The organism is Pseudomonas aestiva (assembly GCF_039908605.1).
GTDB lineage: Bacteria > Pseudomonadota > Gammaproteobacteria > Pseudomonadales > Pseudomonadaceae > Chryseomonas > Chryseomonas aestiva.
In genome coordinates this window covers 4,270,776-4,286,797 of the sequence record NZ_CP150916.1, presented here as the reverse complement: position 1 = coordinate 4,286,797, position 16,022 = coordinate 4,270,776, and the positions used below count along the sequence as shown (strand labels likewise).

Here is a 16,022-nt window from a genome sequence, read left to right as displayed (position 1 = left end):
CCGGCATTATCCGTGGCGAGCCCGGCCTTGCCAATGGTAAGCCAATGCCACTAGAAGAGATCGATGGGATCCACGTCCAGCGACCAGCGTACCTGACGGGCTTCAGGCAGGCTTTCCAGCTGGACGACCCAGATGCCCAGCAGGCGATGCAGAGGCGCGCGGCTGCTGCTCTGCAGCAGCAACTGGGCCCGGTGGCGACCGGCTCGGCGCTCCATCGGCGCCGGTACCGGCCCCAGCAACTCCACCTGAGGCAGGGCGAGATTGACCGCCAGGCCCTCGGCGACGTGATAGGCCGCCTCCAGGAAATTCTCCACCTGGTCCTGGCGATGGGCATCGGCGCGCAGCAGCGCCAGATAGGCGAAGGGCGGCAGCCCGGCGGCGCGGCGCTCCTGCAGAGCCTGGCGGGCAAAGGCCGGATAGCCCTCCTCGGCCAGCTGCACCATCAGCGGATGATCGGCCAGATGGGTCTGGATCAGCACCTGCCCTGGTTCCTCGGCGCGACCGGCGCGACCGGCCACCTGGACGATCTGCTGGGCCATGCGCTCGCTGGCACGAAAGTCGGCGGAAAACAGCCCGCTGTCGGCGTCCAGCACGGCCACCAGGGTCACCTTGGGAAAGTGGTGCCCCTTGGCGAGCATCTGGGTGCCGACCAGGATGCAGGGCGCGCCGCTGTGGATGATTCTCAGCAGCTTGCCCAGGGCGTCCTTGCGCGCCGTGGTGTCGCGGTCGATGCGCAGCACCGGGACGTCCGGAAACAGCAGCTGCAGGCGTTCCTCGGCGCGTTCGGTACCGGCGCCCACCGGGCGCAGGTCGAGCTTGCCGCAGGACGGGCAATGCCGCGGCGGCGTCTGGCGCTGATCGCAGTGGTGGCAGCGCAATTCGCCGGAGCCGCGGTGATAGGTCATGCGCGCATCGCAGCGTGGGCACTGGGCCAGCCAGCCGCAGTCGTGGCAGAGCAGGGTGGGGGCGAAGCCGCGACGATTGAGGAACACCAGCACCTGCTGGCCGCGCTCCAGGGTCGCGCCCATGGCCTTGAGCAGTGGCTGGGACAGACCGCTGTCGAGCGGGCGACTGCGCACGTCCAGGCGCTCGAAGCGTGGCGGCTGGGCACCGCCGGCGCGCAGTGACAGGCGCAGGTGGGCATAGCGCCCCTGGTCGGCGTTGTGCAGGCTTTCCAGCGAGGGCGTGGCCGAGCCCAGCACCACCGGCAGATTCTCGAAGCGCGCGCGAACCACCGCCAGGTCGCGGGCGTGGTACCTGAGGCCCTCCTGCTGTTTATAGGAGGCGTCGTGTTCCTCATCGACGATGATCAGCCCAGGGTGTTTGAGTGGGGTGAACAGCGCCGAGCGGGTGCCGACCACGATGTCCAGTTCGCCATCGCGGGCGGCCAGCCAGATATCCATGCGCTCGCGATCGGTCAGCGCCGAGTGCAGCAGGGCGATGCGCGCATTGAAGCGCTGCTCGAAACGCCCCAGGGTCTGGGGGCCCAGGTTGATCTCGGGGATCAGCAGCAGCGCCTGGCGCCCCGCTTCCAGGGTGGCGCGGATCAGTTGCAGATAGACCTCGGTCTTGCCGCTGCCGGTCACCCCTTCCAGGAGATAACAGTGGAAGCCGCTGCTGGCGCGGACCGCTTCATAGGCCAGGCGCTGCTCGCTGTTGAGTGGCAACTCGGCCTGGGCCAGCCAGGAGCCCTGGTGCCGGGTCGGCTGGTGATAGCGGGTCTCCACCTTGACCAGGCCCTTGGCCTGTAGGAGATCGAGACTGTCCTTGACCAGGCCGAGCTGGCCGAGCAATTCGTGCAGCACCCCGTGGGGGTGCTGGCGCAGGGTCTTGAGTGCCTCGCGCTGGCGCGGCGCCCGGGCCAGGCGTGGATCTTCCGGGCGCGCATCGGGCTGGGCGATCCAGAAGCGCTGCAGTCGTCGCTCGGCCGGCTCCCCCTGACGCAAAAGGGCAGGAAGTGCCCAGCTCAGGGTGTCGCCGAGGCTGTGCTGATAGTACTGGGCAGACCACTGGCAGAGCTCGAACAGCGCGCTGGGCAGCGGCGGACGCTCGTCGAGCAGTTGCAGCGCCTTGCGCAGCTTGTCCGGCGGCACCTCGGTTTCCCGGGCCACCTCGATCAGCACCCCGACCACCTCGCGGCGACCGAAGGGTACCCGCAGCCGCACGCCCGGGCGCAACTGCTCCTCGACCACTCCCTTGGGCGGCAGATAGTCGAACAGGCGGCGCAGTGGGGAGGGCAGCGCCAGGCGCAGGATCAGGGGCACGGCAGGGCTCGCAGGAGGAAAGCCCGATGGTAGCAGACGGGCGGTGAGGGAGCTGCTTGCACCTCCTATCTGCTCTGGTATGATTCGCAGCCCAAATCTGTGCGGTATCCGGCAATGGCGCCGGGTGGCGGCACAGCTAGACCCCGAGGATAGTCCCGTGAAAGCTGATATCCATCCGCAGTACGATGCCATCGAAGCCACCTGCAGCTGCGGCAACGTCATCAAGACCCGCTCGACCCTGAGCAAGAACATTCACCTGGACGTCTGCTCCGAATGCCACCCGTTCTACACTGGCAAGCAGAAGGTCCTGGACGCTGGCGGCCGTATCGATCGCTTCAAGCAGCGCTTCGGCGTGTTCGGCAGCAACAAGTAATGCGCTGCCGTCGGCCATCTCTGCATGGTTCGACACTGAAAAAGGCGTCCCTCTGGGGCGCCTTTTTTGTTTGTGGCCTGGCTGGCGCACCGGCGGCCCAGGCGGCGGACTGTCCGCTGCTGCCGGGCGGACAGGAGGTCGTGGTCCGCCAGGTGGTGGATGGCGATACCCTGCGCCTGGTCGACGGCCGTTCGGTGCGCCTGATCGGCGTCAATGCTCCGGAGCTGGGCACGTCCGGCGGTACCGCCCAGCCCTATGCCGAGGCGGCGCGTAGGCGGCTGCAGGAGCTGGTCGCGGCCAGCGACGAGCGCCTGCGGCTGGTGCCGGGCAGCGAGGCGACCGACCACTATGGTCGCACCCTGGCGCATCTCTATGATCGCCAGGGCGGCAACCTGGAAGCCCGGCTGATCACCGAGGGCTTCGGCTATGCCGTCGCCATCGCCCCCAATACCCGGCTGGCCGCCTGTCAGGCCGCCGCGGAACGCCAGGCGCGCAAGGCGCGACGGGGCGTCTGGAAGCAGGATCCGACCATCGCCTCGACCCGCATAGAAGAGAGTGGTTTCGCCGTGGTGCGGGGGCGTCTGCTGGACGTCGAGCGCAATCGTGGCGGCCTTTGGCTGCAGTTCGAAGGCGATCTGGTGGTCAATGTCCCCGAGCGCTTCGTCGCGGCCTTCGACGAGGTGCCGCTGCGCCAATGGACAGGGCGCGATCTCGAAGCCCGAGGCTGGATCGTCGATCGCAGTCGGCGCCAGGACGCGGGTCGCGGGCGCTGGCAGATGACCCTGAGCGACCCGCACATGCTGGGTTTGCGGGTTGAATCGTTTTAGCCGAAAGTCGTATTGCGATTGATTTCAGGCATATGGCCGATTGCTTGTGGCACCTTGAGTCTTTGCGTATTCTCGCCCGACCCAAGACCCACACCACGCGGATATACCAATAATGTCTGATCTCAAAACCGCCGCCCTCGAATACCACGCCCAGCCGCGCCCCGGCAAACTCAGCGTCGAGCTGACCAAGCCCACCGCGACCGCCCGTGACCTGTCCCTGGCCTACAGTCCCGGCGTCGCCGAACCGGTCCGCGAGATCGGTCGCGATCCCGAACTGGCCTACCGTTACACCGGCAAGGGCAACCTGGTCGCCGTGATCTCCGACGGTACCGCCATCCTCGGCCTGGGCAACCTCGGCCCGCTGGCCTCCAAGCCGGTGATGGAAGGCAAGGGCGTGCTGTTCAAGCGCTTCGCCGGTGTGGACGTCTTCGACATCGAGGTGGACGCCGAGAGCCCCCAGGCCTTCATCGACACCGTCAAGCGCATCTCCATCACCTTCGGCGGCATCAACCTCGAAGACATCAAGGCGCCCGAGTGCTTCGAGATCGAGCGCGCCCTGATCGAGCAGTGCGACATCCCGGTCTTCCACGATGACCAGCATGGCACCGCCATCGTCACCGCCGCCGGCATGCTCAACGCCCTGGAAATCGCCGGCAAGCGCCTGGAGGACGCCAAGATCGTCTGCCTGGGTGCCGGCGCTGCCGCCATCTCCTGCATGCGCCTCCTGGCCAGCATGGGCGCCAAGGTCGAGAACATCTACATGATCGACCGTCAGGGCGTGGTCCACAGCGGTCGCAGCGACCTGAACCAGTACAAGGCGGCTTTCGCCACCGAGACCAGCAAGCGCACTCTGGACGACGCCCTCGAAGGCGCCGATGTCTTCGTCGGTCTGTCCGGTCCGAACCTGCTGTCGGCGGAAGGCCTCAAGCGCATGGCGGCCAACCCCATCGTCTTCGCCTGCTCCAACCCGGATCCGGAAATCACCCCCGAGCTGGCCCACGCCACCCGCGACGACGTGATCATGGCCACCGGTCGCTCCGACTATCCGAACCAGGTCAACAACGTGCTGGGCTTCCCCTTCATCTTCCGCGGTGCCCTGGACGTTCGCGCCCGGGTGATCAACGAAGAGATGAAGATCGCCGCGGCCCTGGCCCTGCGTGATCTGGCCAAGCTGCCGGTGCCCAAGGAAGTCTGCGCCGCCTACAACGTCGACAGCCTGAGCTTCGGTCGCGAGTACATCATTCCCAAGCCGATGGACGCGCGCCTGATCACCCTGGTATCCGATGCCGTGGCCAAGGCCGCCATCGAAACCGGCGTGGCCACGCTGCCCTATCCGGCGAACTATCCGCTGAAGTCGGTGGATGACGTCTTCGCCAAGTAAGGTCCGAAGCAATAAAAAAACCCCGCCAAGGCGGGGTTTTTTATTGGGCGCGGATCAGAAGATGTCCATGGGCACGTTTTCGCTGGAGGGCAGCGGCGTGCCGGGCGCGACGCCGGGCGGCAGCTCGTCCAGGCTCGGCGGGGTGTCCTCGCTCTTGAACAGCTCGAAATAGGCGTTGGGCGTGCCGGGCGGCGCGGCGCGACCCGTGGTGGGATCGACGCGGATGGAGACGATGCCGTCCGGTTCCTTGAGCTGATGCGGCGGCTTGTCCTTGAGCGCCGCGCCCATGTAGCTCATCCAGATCGGCAGGGCCACGGTGCCACCGAATTCCTGGCGACCCAGGGTTTCGGGCTGATCGAAGCCGGCCCAGACCGTGGTCACGTAGTCGCCGTTGTAGCCGGAGAACCAGGTGTCCTTGGATTCGTTGGTGGTGCCGGTCTTGCCGGCCAGGTCGTTGCGACCCAGTTCCAGCGCCTTGCGCCCGGTACCGCGCTTGATCACGTCCTGCAGCATGCTGTTCATGATGAAGGCGTTGCGCGGGTCGATGACCTGGGGCGCGAACACCGGCGGCGGATTGGCCGGATCGGTGGCGGCGGTATCGGCCACCGGCGTGACCTCGACGCCGGCTGCGGCCTTGGCCTGCACCTGCTGGGGCACCCGCGGCGCGGCAGTGCGATAGACCACCTTGCCGTCGCGATCGGTCACGTGATCGACCACGTAGGGCGTCACCTTGTAGCCTTCGTTGGCGAACACCGACCAGCCGGTGGCCACCTCCAGCGGCGTCAGGCCCGGGGTGCCGAGGGCGAGGGACAGGTTGCGTGGCAACTGATCGCGCTCGAAGCCGAAGCGACTGACGTAATCCAGCGCATAGTCGATGCCGATGGCCTGCAGCACCCGGATGGACACCAGGTTGCGCGAGCGATACAGCGCCTCGCGCAGGCGGATGGGGCCGAGGAAGGTGTTGTTGTCGTTCTTCGGTCGCCAGGCTTCGTCGGGATTCTCGTCCATGAAGACGATGGGCGCATCGTTGACCAGGCTGGCGGCGGTAAAGCCCTTCTCCAGGGCCGCGCTATAGATGAACGGCTTGAAGCTGGAGCCGGGCTGGCGGCGGGCCTGGGTCGCGCGGTTGTAGTTGCTCTGCTCGAAGGAGAAGCCACCGATCAGGGCGCGGATGGCGCCATCCTGGGGGTCGAGCGACACCAGGGCGCTCTGCGCCTTGGGGATCTGCGAGAACTTCAGGCTGCCATCGTCCTGGCGCTGCACCCGGATCAGATCGCCGACCTTGACCACGTCGGCCGGACCGTTCGGGCGCGGCCCCAGGCTGTTGGCGCTGAGGTAGGGGCGTGCCCACTTCATCGAGTCCCAGGAGACCGCCTCTTCCTTGCCCTCGCGGGTCAGGACCAGGATGCCGCTCTTCTCCACCTGGGTGACGAGAGCCGGATCCTGGCCGCCGACGATGCGCTGCTTCTGGATCAGCGCGGTCCACTCGGCGCGGCTGCGGTTGGGCCACTGGGCCTCGGGGCCGCGATAGCCATGGCGGCGGTCATAGTCGGTCAGGCCGTCGCGCACGGCGTTGAAGGCGTCCGTCTGCAGCCGGCTGTCGATGGTGGTATAGACCTGATAACCGTCGGTATAGGCGTCGCCGCCGTAGCGCCCGACCATTTCCGCCCGCGCCATTTCGGCGATGTAGGGGGCGTTGAGTTCAGGCACGGCGACGTGGTGGTAGGCCTCGAGCGGCTCGGCGATGCCGGCCTGGTAGGCCGCCTGATCGATATAACCGAGCTTGAACATGCGTTCGAGGATCCAGTTGCGTCTTTCCAGGCTACGCTCAGGATTAGCGACCGGGTTGTAGCGCGACGGCGCCTTGGGCAGACCGGCGATCATCGCCATCTGGGCGACGGTCAGGTCCTTGATGGACTTGCCGTAGTAGACCTGGGCGGCGGCCTCGATACCGTAGGCGCGGTTGCCCAGGTAGATCTTGTTGACGTAGAGCTCGAGGATCTCGTCCTTGCTCAGTTGGCGCTCGATTTGCAGCGCCAGGAGGATCTCGGTGAATTTGCGCGAGAAGCTGCGTTCGCTGGTCAGGAAGTAGTTCTTGGCGACCTGCATGGTGATAGTGCTGCCGCCGGTCTGGATGTGTCCGGTCTTGACCAGCTGGCTCACCGCGCGCGCCAGGCTTTTCACATCCACGCCATAGTGATTGGCGAAGTTGTCATCCTCGGCGGAGAGCAGGGCATGGATGAAGTTGGGCGGTATCTCGTTGAACCGCAGCGGCGAGCGGCGCATTTCGCCGAATTCGGCGATGAGTTTGCCGTCCGCGCTGTACACCCGCAGAGGGATCTGCAGTTGCACGTTTCGCAGGGCGTCGATGGAGGGCAGGCTGGGGCTGAGGTAGAGGAAGGCACCGCTGAGACCCAGCAAAAGGCTGCAGACCAGGGCGACCAACGACCACCAGAAAAATTTCAGAACACGCATCAAGAGACTTTTCGAATGGAAAGAAGGAAAGGGCGACAGGTGAGGGTCAGCCTACACGGCGTCGCCATTATAGGCGCGTTTGGCGGTTGGCCGCTATTTGCTCGGGTGTCAAGTCTGTTATCTAATGCCCGTCCGCGGAAGACCACCGTCGCTCATAGGGAACTGATGTGCTAGGGCTATTCAGAAAGAAGGCGAATACGCTGCTGGGTATCGACGTCAGTTCGACATCCGTGAAACTCATCGAGTTGAGCCGTTCAGGCGGACGCTACCGGGTGGAGGCCTATGCGGTCGAGCCCCTGCCGGCCAATGCCGTGGTGGAAAAGAACATCGCCGAACTCGAAGGCGTGGGCCTGGCCATCGGCCGGGTGCTGGTCAAGGCGCGCAGCTCCGCGCGCAGCGCTGCGGTGGCCGTCTCCGGCTCGGCGGTGATCGCCAAGACCATCGAGATGGATGCCGGCCTGACCGACGACGAGCTGGAAAACCAGATCAAGCTGGAAGCCGACCAGTACATTCCCTATCCGCTGGACGAGGTCGCCATCGACTTCGAGGTGCAGGGGCCGTCGCCGCGCAACGCCGAGCGCGTCGAGGTGCTGCTGGCCGCCTGCCGGAAGGAAAACGTCGAGGTTCGCGAGGCGGCCCTGGCGCTGGCCGGCGTCGCGGCCAAGGTAGTCGACGTCGAGGCCTATGCCCTGGAGCGCGCCTACCAGTTGCTGGCCAATCAGCTTGGCGGCCATGTCGACGACCTGACCGTGGCGGTGGTCGACATCGGCGCCACCATGACCACCCTGAGCGTGCTGCACAACGGCAAGACCATCTATACCCGCGAGCAGCTGTTCGGCGGTCGTCAGCTCACCGAAGAGATTCAGCGCCGCTACGGCCTCTCGGTAGAGGAGGCCGGTCTGGCCAAGAAGCAGGGCGGATTGCCGGACGACTACCAGAGCGAGGTGCTGACGCCCTTCCGCGAGGCCGTGGTGCAGCAGGTGGCGCGTTCGCTGCAGTTCTTTTTCGCCGCCGGGCAATACAATGATGTGGACTACATCTTGCTTGCTGGAGGAACCGCGTCAATTTCCGGACTCGACCGCTTGATCCAGCAGAAAATCGGCACCCCCACGGTCTTGGCCAATCCCTTCGCCGACATGACCGTCAGCAACAAGGTCAATGCGGCAGCCCTGGCAGGTGACGCCCCGGCGCTGATGATCGCCTGCGGCCTGGCCATGAGGAGTTTCGACTAGATGGCCCGCATCAACCTCTTGCCCTGGCGGGAGCAGCTGCGCGAAGAAAGGCGCAAGCAGTTCCTGGTGATCCTGGGCGGTATCTTCGTGCTGTCGTGCGGCGCCGTATTTCTCGGGGATCAGTACCTGTCCGGCGAGATCACCCGGCAGGAGGCGCGCAACGCCTTCATCCAGCAGAACATCGCCCAGCTGGACGTGCGCATCAAGGAGATCAGCGAACTCAAGACCCGTCGTCAGCAGCTGCTGGCGCGGATGAAGATCATCCAGGACCTGCAAGGCAACCGCCCGGTCATCGGCCACGTCTTCGACCAGTTGGTGCGTACCCTGCCGGACGGCGTCTACTTCCGCGAGCTGAAGATGCAGGGCGACACCCTGTCGATCAGCGGCGAGGCGGAATCCAACAACCGCGTTTCCAACCTGATGCGTAACCTGGATGCCTCCGACTGGTTCGCGTCGCCTACGCTGATCGAGGTCAAGGCGACCACTGCCGGAGCGGTGGACCAGGCCAACACCTTCCAGCTCACCGTCAAGCAGACCCAGCCCGGCGCCCCCGTTGCCCCGGCCCCGCTCGCCAAGGGAGGCAAACCATGAGTCTCGCCGATTCCCTGGCCAGCCTGCGCAAGGTCGACATCAACGAGCTCAGCCTGGAGAACCTCGGTTCCTGGCCCAAGCCGGTCAAGGTCATCGCCTGCCTGCTGATCGTGCTGGTGGTGCTCCTGCTCGGCTATCAGTTCCATCTCAGCGACATGCAGGCCCAGCTGGACAGTCAGCGCAACCAGGAAGAGACGCTCAAGCAGCAATACGCCAGCAAGGCCTTCCAGGCCGCCAATCTGGATGCCTACAAGCAGCAGATGGTGGAGATGGAGGAGTCCTTCGGTGCCCTGCTGCGGCAACTGCCCGGCGATACGGAAGTGCCGGCGCTGCTGGAAGACATCACCCGCACCGGTCTCGGCAGCGGTCTGGAATTCGAGCAGATCAAGCTGCTGCCCGAAGTCACCCAGCAGTTCTACGTCGAGTTGCCGATCCAGATCACCGTGGTGGGCAACTATCACGACCTGGCGACCTTCGTCAGCAGCGTCTCCAGCCTGCCGCGCATCGTCACCCTGCACGACTTCGATCTCAAGCCGGTGGACGACAAGAATGCCAATGGTGGCGGTACGGTCTCCGGAGGCGGTGGCAAGTTGCGCATGAACGTCCTGGCCAAGACCTACAGGTACAACGACAAGGGGCTCGGCAAATGAGGACGCCCCTGTTGCTTTGCCTGCTGACCGGCGTGCTGGTCGGCTGTGGTTCCAGCGATACCAGCGATCTGCAGGCCTTCATGGACGAAACCCGGGCCAAGCCGCGCGGTTCCATCGAGCCGCTGCCGCAATTTCGCGCCTACGAACCCTTCACCTACGCCGCCGCGGCCCTGCGCAGCCCCTTCCAGGCGCCGGTGCGCATCGATCCCACGGTGCGCCAGCGCGGAACCGGCAACATCAAGCCGGACGCGAACCGGCCAAAGCAGTTTCTCGAAGGCTTCAACATCGAGACCTTCAGCATGGTCGGCATCCTGGCCAATGCCAGCGGCCGCTATGCTTTGGTCAACGGTGCCGGGGGCGTGCATCGCGTCAAGGTGGGCGACTACCTGGGGCGCAACGATGGGCGCATCACCAAGATTACCGATGGCGAGATCGACGTGATCGAAATCGTCCCGGATGGCGAGGGTGGCTGGCTGGAACGGCCGCGCACCATCACCTTGAAGGAAAAGACTTAAATGGGCAGGGCGAGCACTGTGAACACTACTATCGCGGGACGACTGGGACTGGGACTGGGACTGGCCCTGCTGCTGAGCAGCCTGGCCGGTCAGGCCCTGGCAGCCGATCTGCAGGCCTTGAACGTCGCCTCCCTGCCCGGGGATCGCATCGAACTCAAGCTGACCTTCGATCAGCCGGTGCCGGTGCCCAAGGGGTACACCATAGAGCAGCCGGCGCGGATTGCCCTGGATCTGCCCGGCGTCGCCAACAAGCTGGGTACCAAGAGCCGCGAGCTGGGCAATGGCAATGCTCGCAGCGTGACGGTGGTCGAGGCGGGCAATCGCACCCGCCTGATCATCAACCTCACCAACCTGGCCAGCTACGACACCCGGGCCGACGGCCGCAATCTGTTCGTCACCATCGGCGGCACCGCCGGTCGCCAGACTGCCAGCGCCCAGGCCAACCTGACGCCCAACCTGCCGCGCGCCGCCGCGCCGGCCACCGTGACCGCACCCTCGTCCGCCGCCCTGCCTGGCGCGGTCGCCCGCACGCCGCTGCCGCCGACCCAGGCCACCTCCACCGTGGCGGCCATGACCGCGCCGCGGCCGCAACTGCGCGGCAAGGCGATCCGCCATATCGATTTCCAGCGGGGTCCCCAGGGCGAGGGCAACGTAGTCATCGACCTGAGCGAGACCGGCATCAACCCGGACATCCAGGAGCAGGGCGGCAAGATCCGCCTGACCTTCGCCGGTACCCAGCTGCCCGAAGAGCTGCGGGTGCGCCTGGACGTCAAGGACTTCGCCACCCCCGTGCAGTTCGTCAACGCCTCCGCTGACAGCGGCGGGGCGTCCATCGTCATCGAGCCGACCGGGACCTACGACTACCTGGCCTACCAGACCAACAATCGTCTGACCTTGAGCGTCAAGCCGCTCACCACCGAGGAAAAGGAAAAGCGCGCAGCCGATCGCTTCACCTATACCGGCGAGAAACTGTCGCTGAATTTCCAGGACATCGACGTCCGCTCGGTGCTGCAGCTGATCGCCGACTTCACCAACCTCAACCTGGTGGCGAGCGACACCGTGCAGGGCAACATCACCCTGCGCCTGCAGAACGTGCCCTGGGACCAGGCGCTGGATCTGATCCTCAAGACCAAGGGTCTCGACAAGCGCCAGATCGGCAACGTGCTGCTGGTTGCACCGGCCGACGAGATCGCCGCGCGCGAGCGTCAGGAGCTGGAATCCCAGAAGCAGATCCAGCAGCTGGCCCCGCTGCGTCGCGACCTGATCCAGGTCAACTACGCCAAGGCCGCCGATATCGCCAAGCTGTTCCAGTCGGTGACCAGCGCCGACAAGACCGCCGACGAGCGCGGCTCCATCTCGGTGGACGAGCGCACCAACAGCATCATTGCCTACCAGACCCAGAATCGCCTGGACGAACTCCGGCGCATCGTCTCGCAGCTGGATATCCCGGTGCGCCAGGTGATGATCGAGGCGCGGCTGGTGGAGGCCAACGTCGACTACAGCAAGCAGCTGGGCGTGCGCTGGGGCGGTAACGCCAGTTCGGGCAACTTCGCGGTCTATGGTAAGGACGGCGCCACCACCGTCGATTCCACGACCGGTCAGGTGTTCCTGCCGGGGACCAGTACCGTAGGCAGCTTCACCTCCGCCAGTGGTGTGGCGCCCACGCCCTTCGTCGACATGGGCGTTTCCGGCAGCACCTCGGGCATCGGTGTCGGCTTCATGGTCGGTGGCAAGATGCTCGACCTGCAGCTGTCCGCGCTGCAATCCAGCGGCAATGGCGAGATCATCTCCCAGCCCAAGGTGGTGACCTCGGACAAGGAGACCGCCAAGATCCTGCGCGGTACCGAGATCCCCTATCAGGAAGCCAGTTCCAGCGGTGCCACCAGCACCAGCTTCAAGCAGGCCGCCCTGTCGCTGGAGGTCACGCCGCAGATCACCCCGGACAACCGCATCATCATGGAGGTCAAGGTCAACAAGGACGCCCCTGACTACCAGAACGCCCTCAACGGTGTGCCGCCGATCAGCAAGAACGAGGTCAATGCCAAGGTGCTGGTGAGCGATGGCGAGACCATCGTGCTGGGCGGGGTGTTCTCTAATACCCAGACCAAGTCCACCACCAAGGTGCCGATGCTGGGGGATATTCCCTATGTCGGCCGACTGTTCCGCCGGGATTCGGTCACCGACAGCAAAGTCGAGCTGCTGATCTTCCTCACGCCGCGTATCATGAACAACCAGGCGATAGCGGTTGGTCGATGACATAAGTGCGTAATCTGTTTCTCGTAGGACCGATGGGCTCGGGCAAGAGCACCATCGGCCGGCTCCTGGCGAAGGAATTGCGGCTGCCGTTCAAGGATTCCGACAAGGTAATCGAAGAACGTACCGGTGCCGACATCCCCTGGATCTTCGATGTGGAAGGCGAGCAGGGCTTTCGCGAGCGCGAACGCGCCGCGATCGCCGAGCTGTGCGCGGAAAACGGCCTGGTAATGGCCACCGGCGGGGGCGCCGTGCTGCGCGAGGACAATCGCCAGGCGCTCAAGCACGGCGGACGGGTCATCTATCTGCATGCCTCCATCGAGCAGCAGATCGAACGCACCTCCCGCGATCGCAATCGTCCCCTCCTGCAGACCGCCGATCCCGCGGCGGTGCTGCGCAATCTCATGGCCATGCGCGACCCGCTGTACCGCGAGATCGCCGATATCATCATCGAGACCGACGAGCGGCCACCCCGGCTGGTCGTGCTGCAGATACTCGACCGTCTGAAAGCCCTGGCGCCGCATTAAAGCCGCAAGCGTTCTGCGCTATGCTAGGCGCCCTTTGAATCAAGGTGACGGCATGCGGACTCTTCACGTCGAGCTCGGTGAGCGCAGCTACCCGATCTACATCGGCCAGGGCCTTCTGGATCGGCCGGACTGCTTCCTGCCCCATCTCGCCGGGCGCAAGGTGGCGATCGTCACCAATGAAACCATCGCGCCGCTCTATCTGGAGCGCCTGCTGCGCACCCTGGGCGACCGCCAGGTCAGCTCGATCGTGCTGCCCGATGGCGAGGCGCACAAGAACTGGGAAACCCTGCAGCTGATCTTCGATGGCCTGCTGCAGGATCGCCATGATCGCAAGACCACCCTCATCGCCCTCGGTGGCGGGGTGGTCGGCGACATGGGCGGATTCGCCGCGGCCTGCTATCAGCGTGGGGTGGACTTCATCCAGGTGCCGACCACGCTGCTGTCCCAGGTCGATTCCTCGGTGGGCGGCAAGACCGGCATCAACCACCCGCTGGGCAAGAACATGATCGGCGCCTTCTACCAGCCCAAGGCCGTGGTCATCGACACCGACAGCCTGGCGACCCTGCCGGCGCGCGAACTGTCGGCGGGTCTGGCCGAGGTCATCAAGTACGGACTGATCTGCGACGAACCCTTCCTCGGCTGGCTCGAAGAGCATGTCGAGGCGCTGCTGGCGCTGGACCAGCAGGCCCTCACCGCAGCCATCGAGCGTTCCTGCGCGGCCAAGGCCCAGGTGGTCGGCAGCGACGAGCGCGAGTCGGGCCTGCGTGCCATCCTCAATCTTGGCCATACCTTCGGCCACGCCATCGAGACCCACCAGGGCTATGGCGTCTGGCTGCATGGCGAGGCGGTTTCCGCCGGCATGGTCATGGCGTTGCAGATGTCCCTGCTGCTGGGCTGGCTCACGGCCGCCCAGCGCGACCGCGCCCTGCGCCTGCTGGTCCGGGCAGGACTTCCCGTGGTACCGCCGGCGGACATGCAGCCGGCCGATTTCGAACGCCTCATGGCGGTGGACAAGAAGGTCCTGGATGGACAACTCCGGCTGGTACTGCTCAGTGACCTGGGCCAGGCCGTGGTGACCGCCGACTTCGCCCGCGACATTCTCGAGCAGACGCTGCGTACCGATTACCAAGCGCTGACCGCCCAGTAAGGAGAACAAGAGAGTCCCATGTCCAATCTGCACGCCGACGAAGCCTTCCTCGGTCACTATCAGTTCACTCACGACCCGTTCGCCGCCCGCGTTCCCGGTTTCAAATTCTTTCCGGCGCAGCGCAAGCCGGTGCTGGGCCAGTTGCATCATCTGGCCCGCTACAGTCAGCTGCTGCTGGTGGTCAGCGGCCCCGAGGGCAGTGGCAAGACGCTGCTGCGCCAGGCGCTGGCGGCCAGTACCAAGAAGGAGGCCGTGCACTGCGTGGTGATTTCCGCGCAGAACGGCGGCGACGCCCGTACCGTGCTGGCCCAGGTCGCCAAGGGCGTGGGCGCCGACAGCCAGACGCCGGCGGCCATTCTCGCGCAGGCGGCGGAAGTGCGCCTGGCGGGGCAGGAGGTCTACATCCTGGTGGATGACGCCGAGGCGCTGGCCACCCCCGCGCTGGAAGCCCTGCTGGAACTGGCCGGTGGCGGCGAAAAGGAGCGTCTGCACGTCTTCCTGTTCGGCGAAGCGGAAGTGGTGATGCGCCTGGAAGACATCGCCCAGGGCGAAGAGCGCTATCACGCCATCGAATTGCTGCCCTACAGCGAGAGCGAGGCCGAGGAATATCTGGCCCAGCGCCTGGAGGGTGCCGGTCAGGGCCTGGAGATCTTTACCGACGAGCAACTCGCGACCATCCACCAGCGCTCCGGCGGCTGGCCCGGTCGGCTCAACGAAGAAGCCCGGGATGTCCTGGTGGCGGGCATGAGCGCCCGGCGCAAGAAGGCCGCCGCACCGGCGAAAGGCTCGCGCAACTTGCTGGCGGCGCTGCCGCGCAAGCACCTGGTCATTCTCGGGGTGGTGGTGCTGGCGGTGGGCGCCGCGGCGCTGTCGCTGAAGGGCGGCAAGAGCGAGACCCCGGCCACCGGCACGGCCGGACAGGACCTGCCCATGGGGGGGCAGAACACCGCGTCCGCCGGCAAGGACGCCCAGGGGGCGCCCATCCAGTTCGACGGCTCTTCCAAGCCGCTGCCCCTGCCGCTGGTGGGTGAGTCGCAGCCGGTCATCCGTGAACCCCTGGCGGAAGCGGCTGGTGGCCGGCAGGCGGGTACCGCGGCCGGTAACGACATGGGCGCTGGCGGCGTGCCGCCGACCGTGACCACCGAGGCCCCGCCGGTCAGTGACGAAGACGAACTGCCCAGCCGGACACCGGCACGCACGCCAGCGCCCAGTGCGCCGGCAGTGGCTGCCCCGGCGCCCCGGCATACCGCGCCTGCGCCTACCGCCGCGCCGGCACCGGCCAAGCCGGCCCCGACGGCGGCGCCTGCCCACGCCGGCAGTGCCGCGGCGGGCTGGTACGGCAGCCAGGCCGGTAGCAAATACGCCTTGCAGGTGGTGGGCACCAGCACCGAAAAGGCCGCGCAGGACTTCATCGCCGGCCAGTCCGACAGTGGCAACTTCCGCTATTTCAAGAAGAGCTACCAGGGCAAGGCGCTCTATGTGGTGACCTACGGCAACTTCGCCAATCGGGCGGCGGCGGAAGCGGCGGTCAAGCAGCTGCCGGCCAAGGTACAGGCCAGCAAACCCTGGCCGCGGACCTTCGCCAGCATCCAGCAGGACATCGCCACCAGTCGCTGATTCTTGCCTGAGATGCAAATAAAGCCCCGGTGCTATCACGAGCGTGATGCCGGGGCTTTCTTTTTTGCGTCACCAAATTTTCATCAGGTGTCATCAGTGTTTGTCGTAAGCGATTTTTTCGCTACACTGGTCAGCCTTTGACTGTCCGAAAAAAGTTCAAATAAGCGGAC

The 16,022-nt window shown here is 65.7% G+C and carries 13 protein-coding genes; 11 read left to right on the top strand and 2 right to left on the bottom strand.

The window, feature by feature from the left end:
• Nucleotides 1-50: 50 nt before the first annotated feature.
• On the bottom strand, nucleotides 51-2,264 hold the full coding sequence (locus tag AABM56_RS19845) for a primosomal protein N' (protein WP_133861499.1): 2,214 nt from the start codon (nucleotides 2,262-2,264) through the stop codon (nucleotides 51-53).
• Nucleotides 2,265-2,421: 157 nt separating this feature from the next.
• Between AABM56_RS19845 and rpmE the strand changes: the two genes are divergently transcribed.
• From rpmE to AABM56_RS19830, 3 genes are all read left to right on the top strand, one after another.
• Nucleotides 2,422-2,637: a 50S ribosomal protein L31 gene (gene rpmE, locus AABM56_RS19840; RefSeq protein ID WP_133861498.1), complete on the top strand. Its 216-nt coding sequence runs from the start codon at nucleotides 2,422-2,424 to the stop codon at nucleotides 2,635-2,637.
• Nucleotides 2,637-3,464 carry a thermonuclease family protein gene (locus tag AABM56_RS19835; protein ID WP_133861497.1) on the top strand — a complete coding sequence of 276 codons (828 nt, stop codon included), beginning with the start codon at nucleotides 2,637-2,639 and terminating at the stop codon, nucleotides 3,462-3,464. Before rpmE ends, AABM56_RS19835 begins: the two co-directional genes overlap by 1 nt.
• A 112-nt stretch (nucleotides 3,465-3,576) precedes the next feature.
• Nucleotides 3,577-4,845, top strand: coding sequence for a malic enzyme-like NAD(P)-binding protein (locus AABM56_RS19830; RefSeq protein WP_133861496.1), 1,269 nt, complete (start codon nucleotides 3,577-3,579; stop codon nucleotides 4,843-4,845).
• Nucleotides 4,846-4,899: 54 nt separating this feature from the next.
• On the opposite strand, the gene AABM56_RS19825 is transcribed toward AABM56_RS19830, so the two are convergent.
• A complete protein-coding gene (locus AABM56_RS19825; protein WP_133861495.1) occupies nucleotides 4,900-7,320 on the bottom strand; it encodes a penicillin-binding protein 1A in 2,421 nt (806 codons plus the stop codon).
• A 167-nt stretch (nucleotides 7,321-7,487) separates the two neighbouring features.
• On the opposite strand from AABM56_RS19825, the gene AABM56_RS19820 reads away from it, so the two are divergent.
• Genes AABM56_RS19820 through AABM56_RS19785 form a run of 8 tightly spaced genes read left to right on the top strand, consistent with a single transcriptional unit; the run spans nucleotide 7,488 to nucleotide 15,852 of the window.
• On the top strand, nucleotides 7,488-8,552 hold the full coding sequence (locus AABM56_RS19820) for a pilus assembly protein PilM (RefSeq protein ID WP_133861494.1): 1,065 nt from the start codon (nucleotides 7,488-7,490) through the stop codon (nucleotides 8,550-8,552).
• The gene (locus AABM56_RS19815) at nucleotides 8,553-9,143 is read left to right on the top strand and encodes a PilN domain-containing protein (RefSeq protein ID WP_133861493.1); all 591 of its coding nucleotides are present in this window, start codon (nucleotides 8,553-8,555) and stop codon (nucleotides 9,141-9,143) included. It abuts the gene before it with no gap.
• Nucleotides 9,140-9,793 carry a type 4a pilus biogenesis protein PilO gene (pilO, locus tag AABM56_RS19810; RefSeq protein ID WP_133861492.1) on the top strand — a complete coding sequence of 218 codons (654 nt, stop codon included), beginning with the start codon at nucleotides 9,140-9,142 and terminating at the stop codon, nucleotides 9,791-9,793. The genes AABM56_RS19815 and pilO overlap by 4 nt, the downstream gene beginning before the upstream one ends.
• Complete coding sequence (locus AABM56_RS19805) at nucleotides 9,790-10,308, top strand: pilus assembly protein PilP (RefSeq protein ID WP_133861491.1); 519 nt, start codon at nucleotides 9,790-9,792, stop codon at nucleotides 10,306-10,308. The genes pilO and AABM56_RS19805 overlap by 4 nt, the downstream gene beginning before the upstream one ends.
• Entirely contained in the window at nucleotides 10,309-12,564 is a 2,256-nt protein-coding gene (pilQ, locus tag AABM56_RS19800; protein WP_263259283.1) for a type IV pilus secretin PilQ, read from the top strand.
• Nucleotides 12,565-12,569: 5 nt separating this feature from the next.
• The gene (gene aroK, locus AABM56_RS19795; protein ID WP_133861489.1) at nucleotides 12,570-13,088 is read left to right on the top strand and encodes a shikimate kinase AroK; all 519 of its coding nucleotides are present in this window, start codon (nucleotides 12,570-12,572) and stop codon (nucleotides 13,086-13,088) included.
• 52 nt (nucleotides 13,089-13,140) lie between these two features.
• Entirely contained in the window at nucleotides 13,141-14,235 is a 1,095-nt protein-coding gene (aroB, locus tag AABM56_RS19790; RefSeq protein ID WP_133861488.1) for a 3-dehydroquinate synthase, read from the top strand.
• Between the two features lie 18 nt (nucleotides 14,236-14,253).
• The gene (locus tag AABM56_RS19785) at nucleotides 14,254-15,852 is read left to right on the top strand and encodes an AAA family ATPase (RefSeq protein WP_133861487.1); all 1,599 of its coding nucleotides are present in this window, start codon (nucleotides 14,254-14,256) and stop codon (nucleotides 15,850-15,852) included.
• Nucleotides 15,853-16,022: the final 170 nt, after the last annotated feature.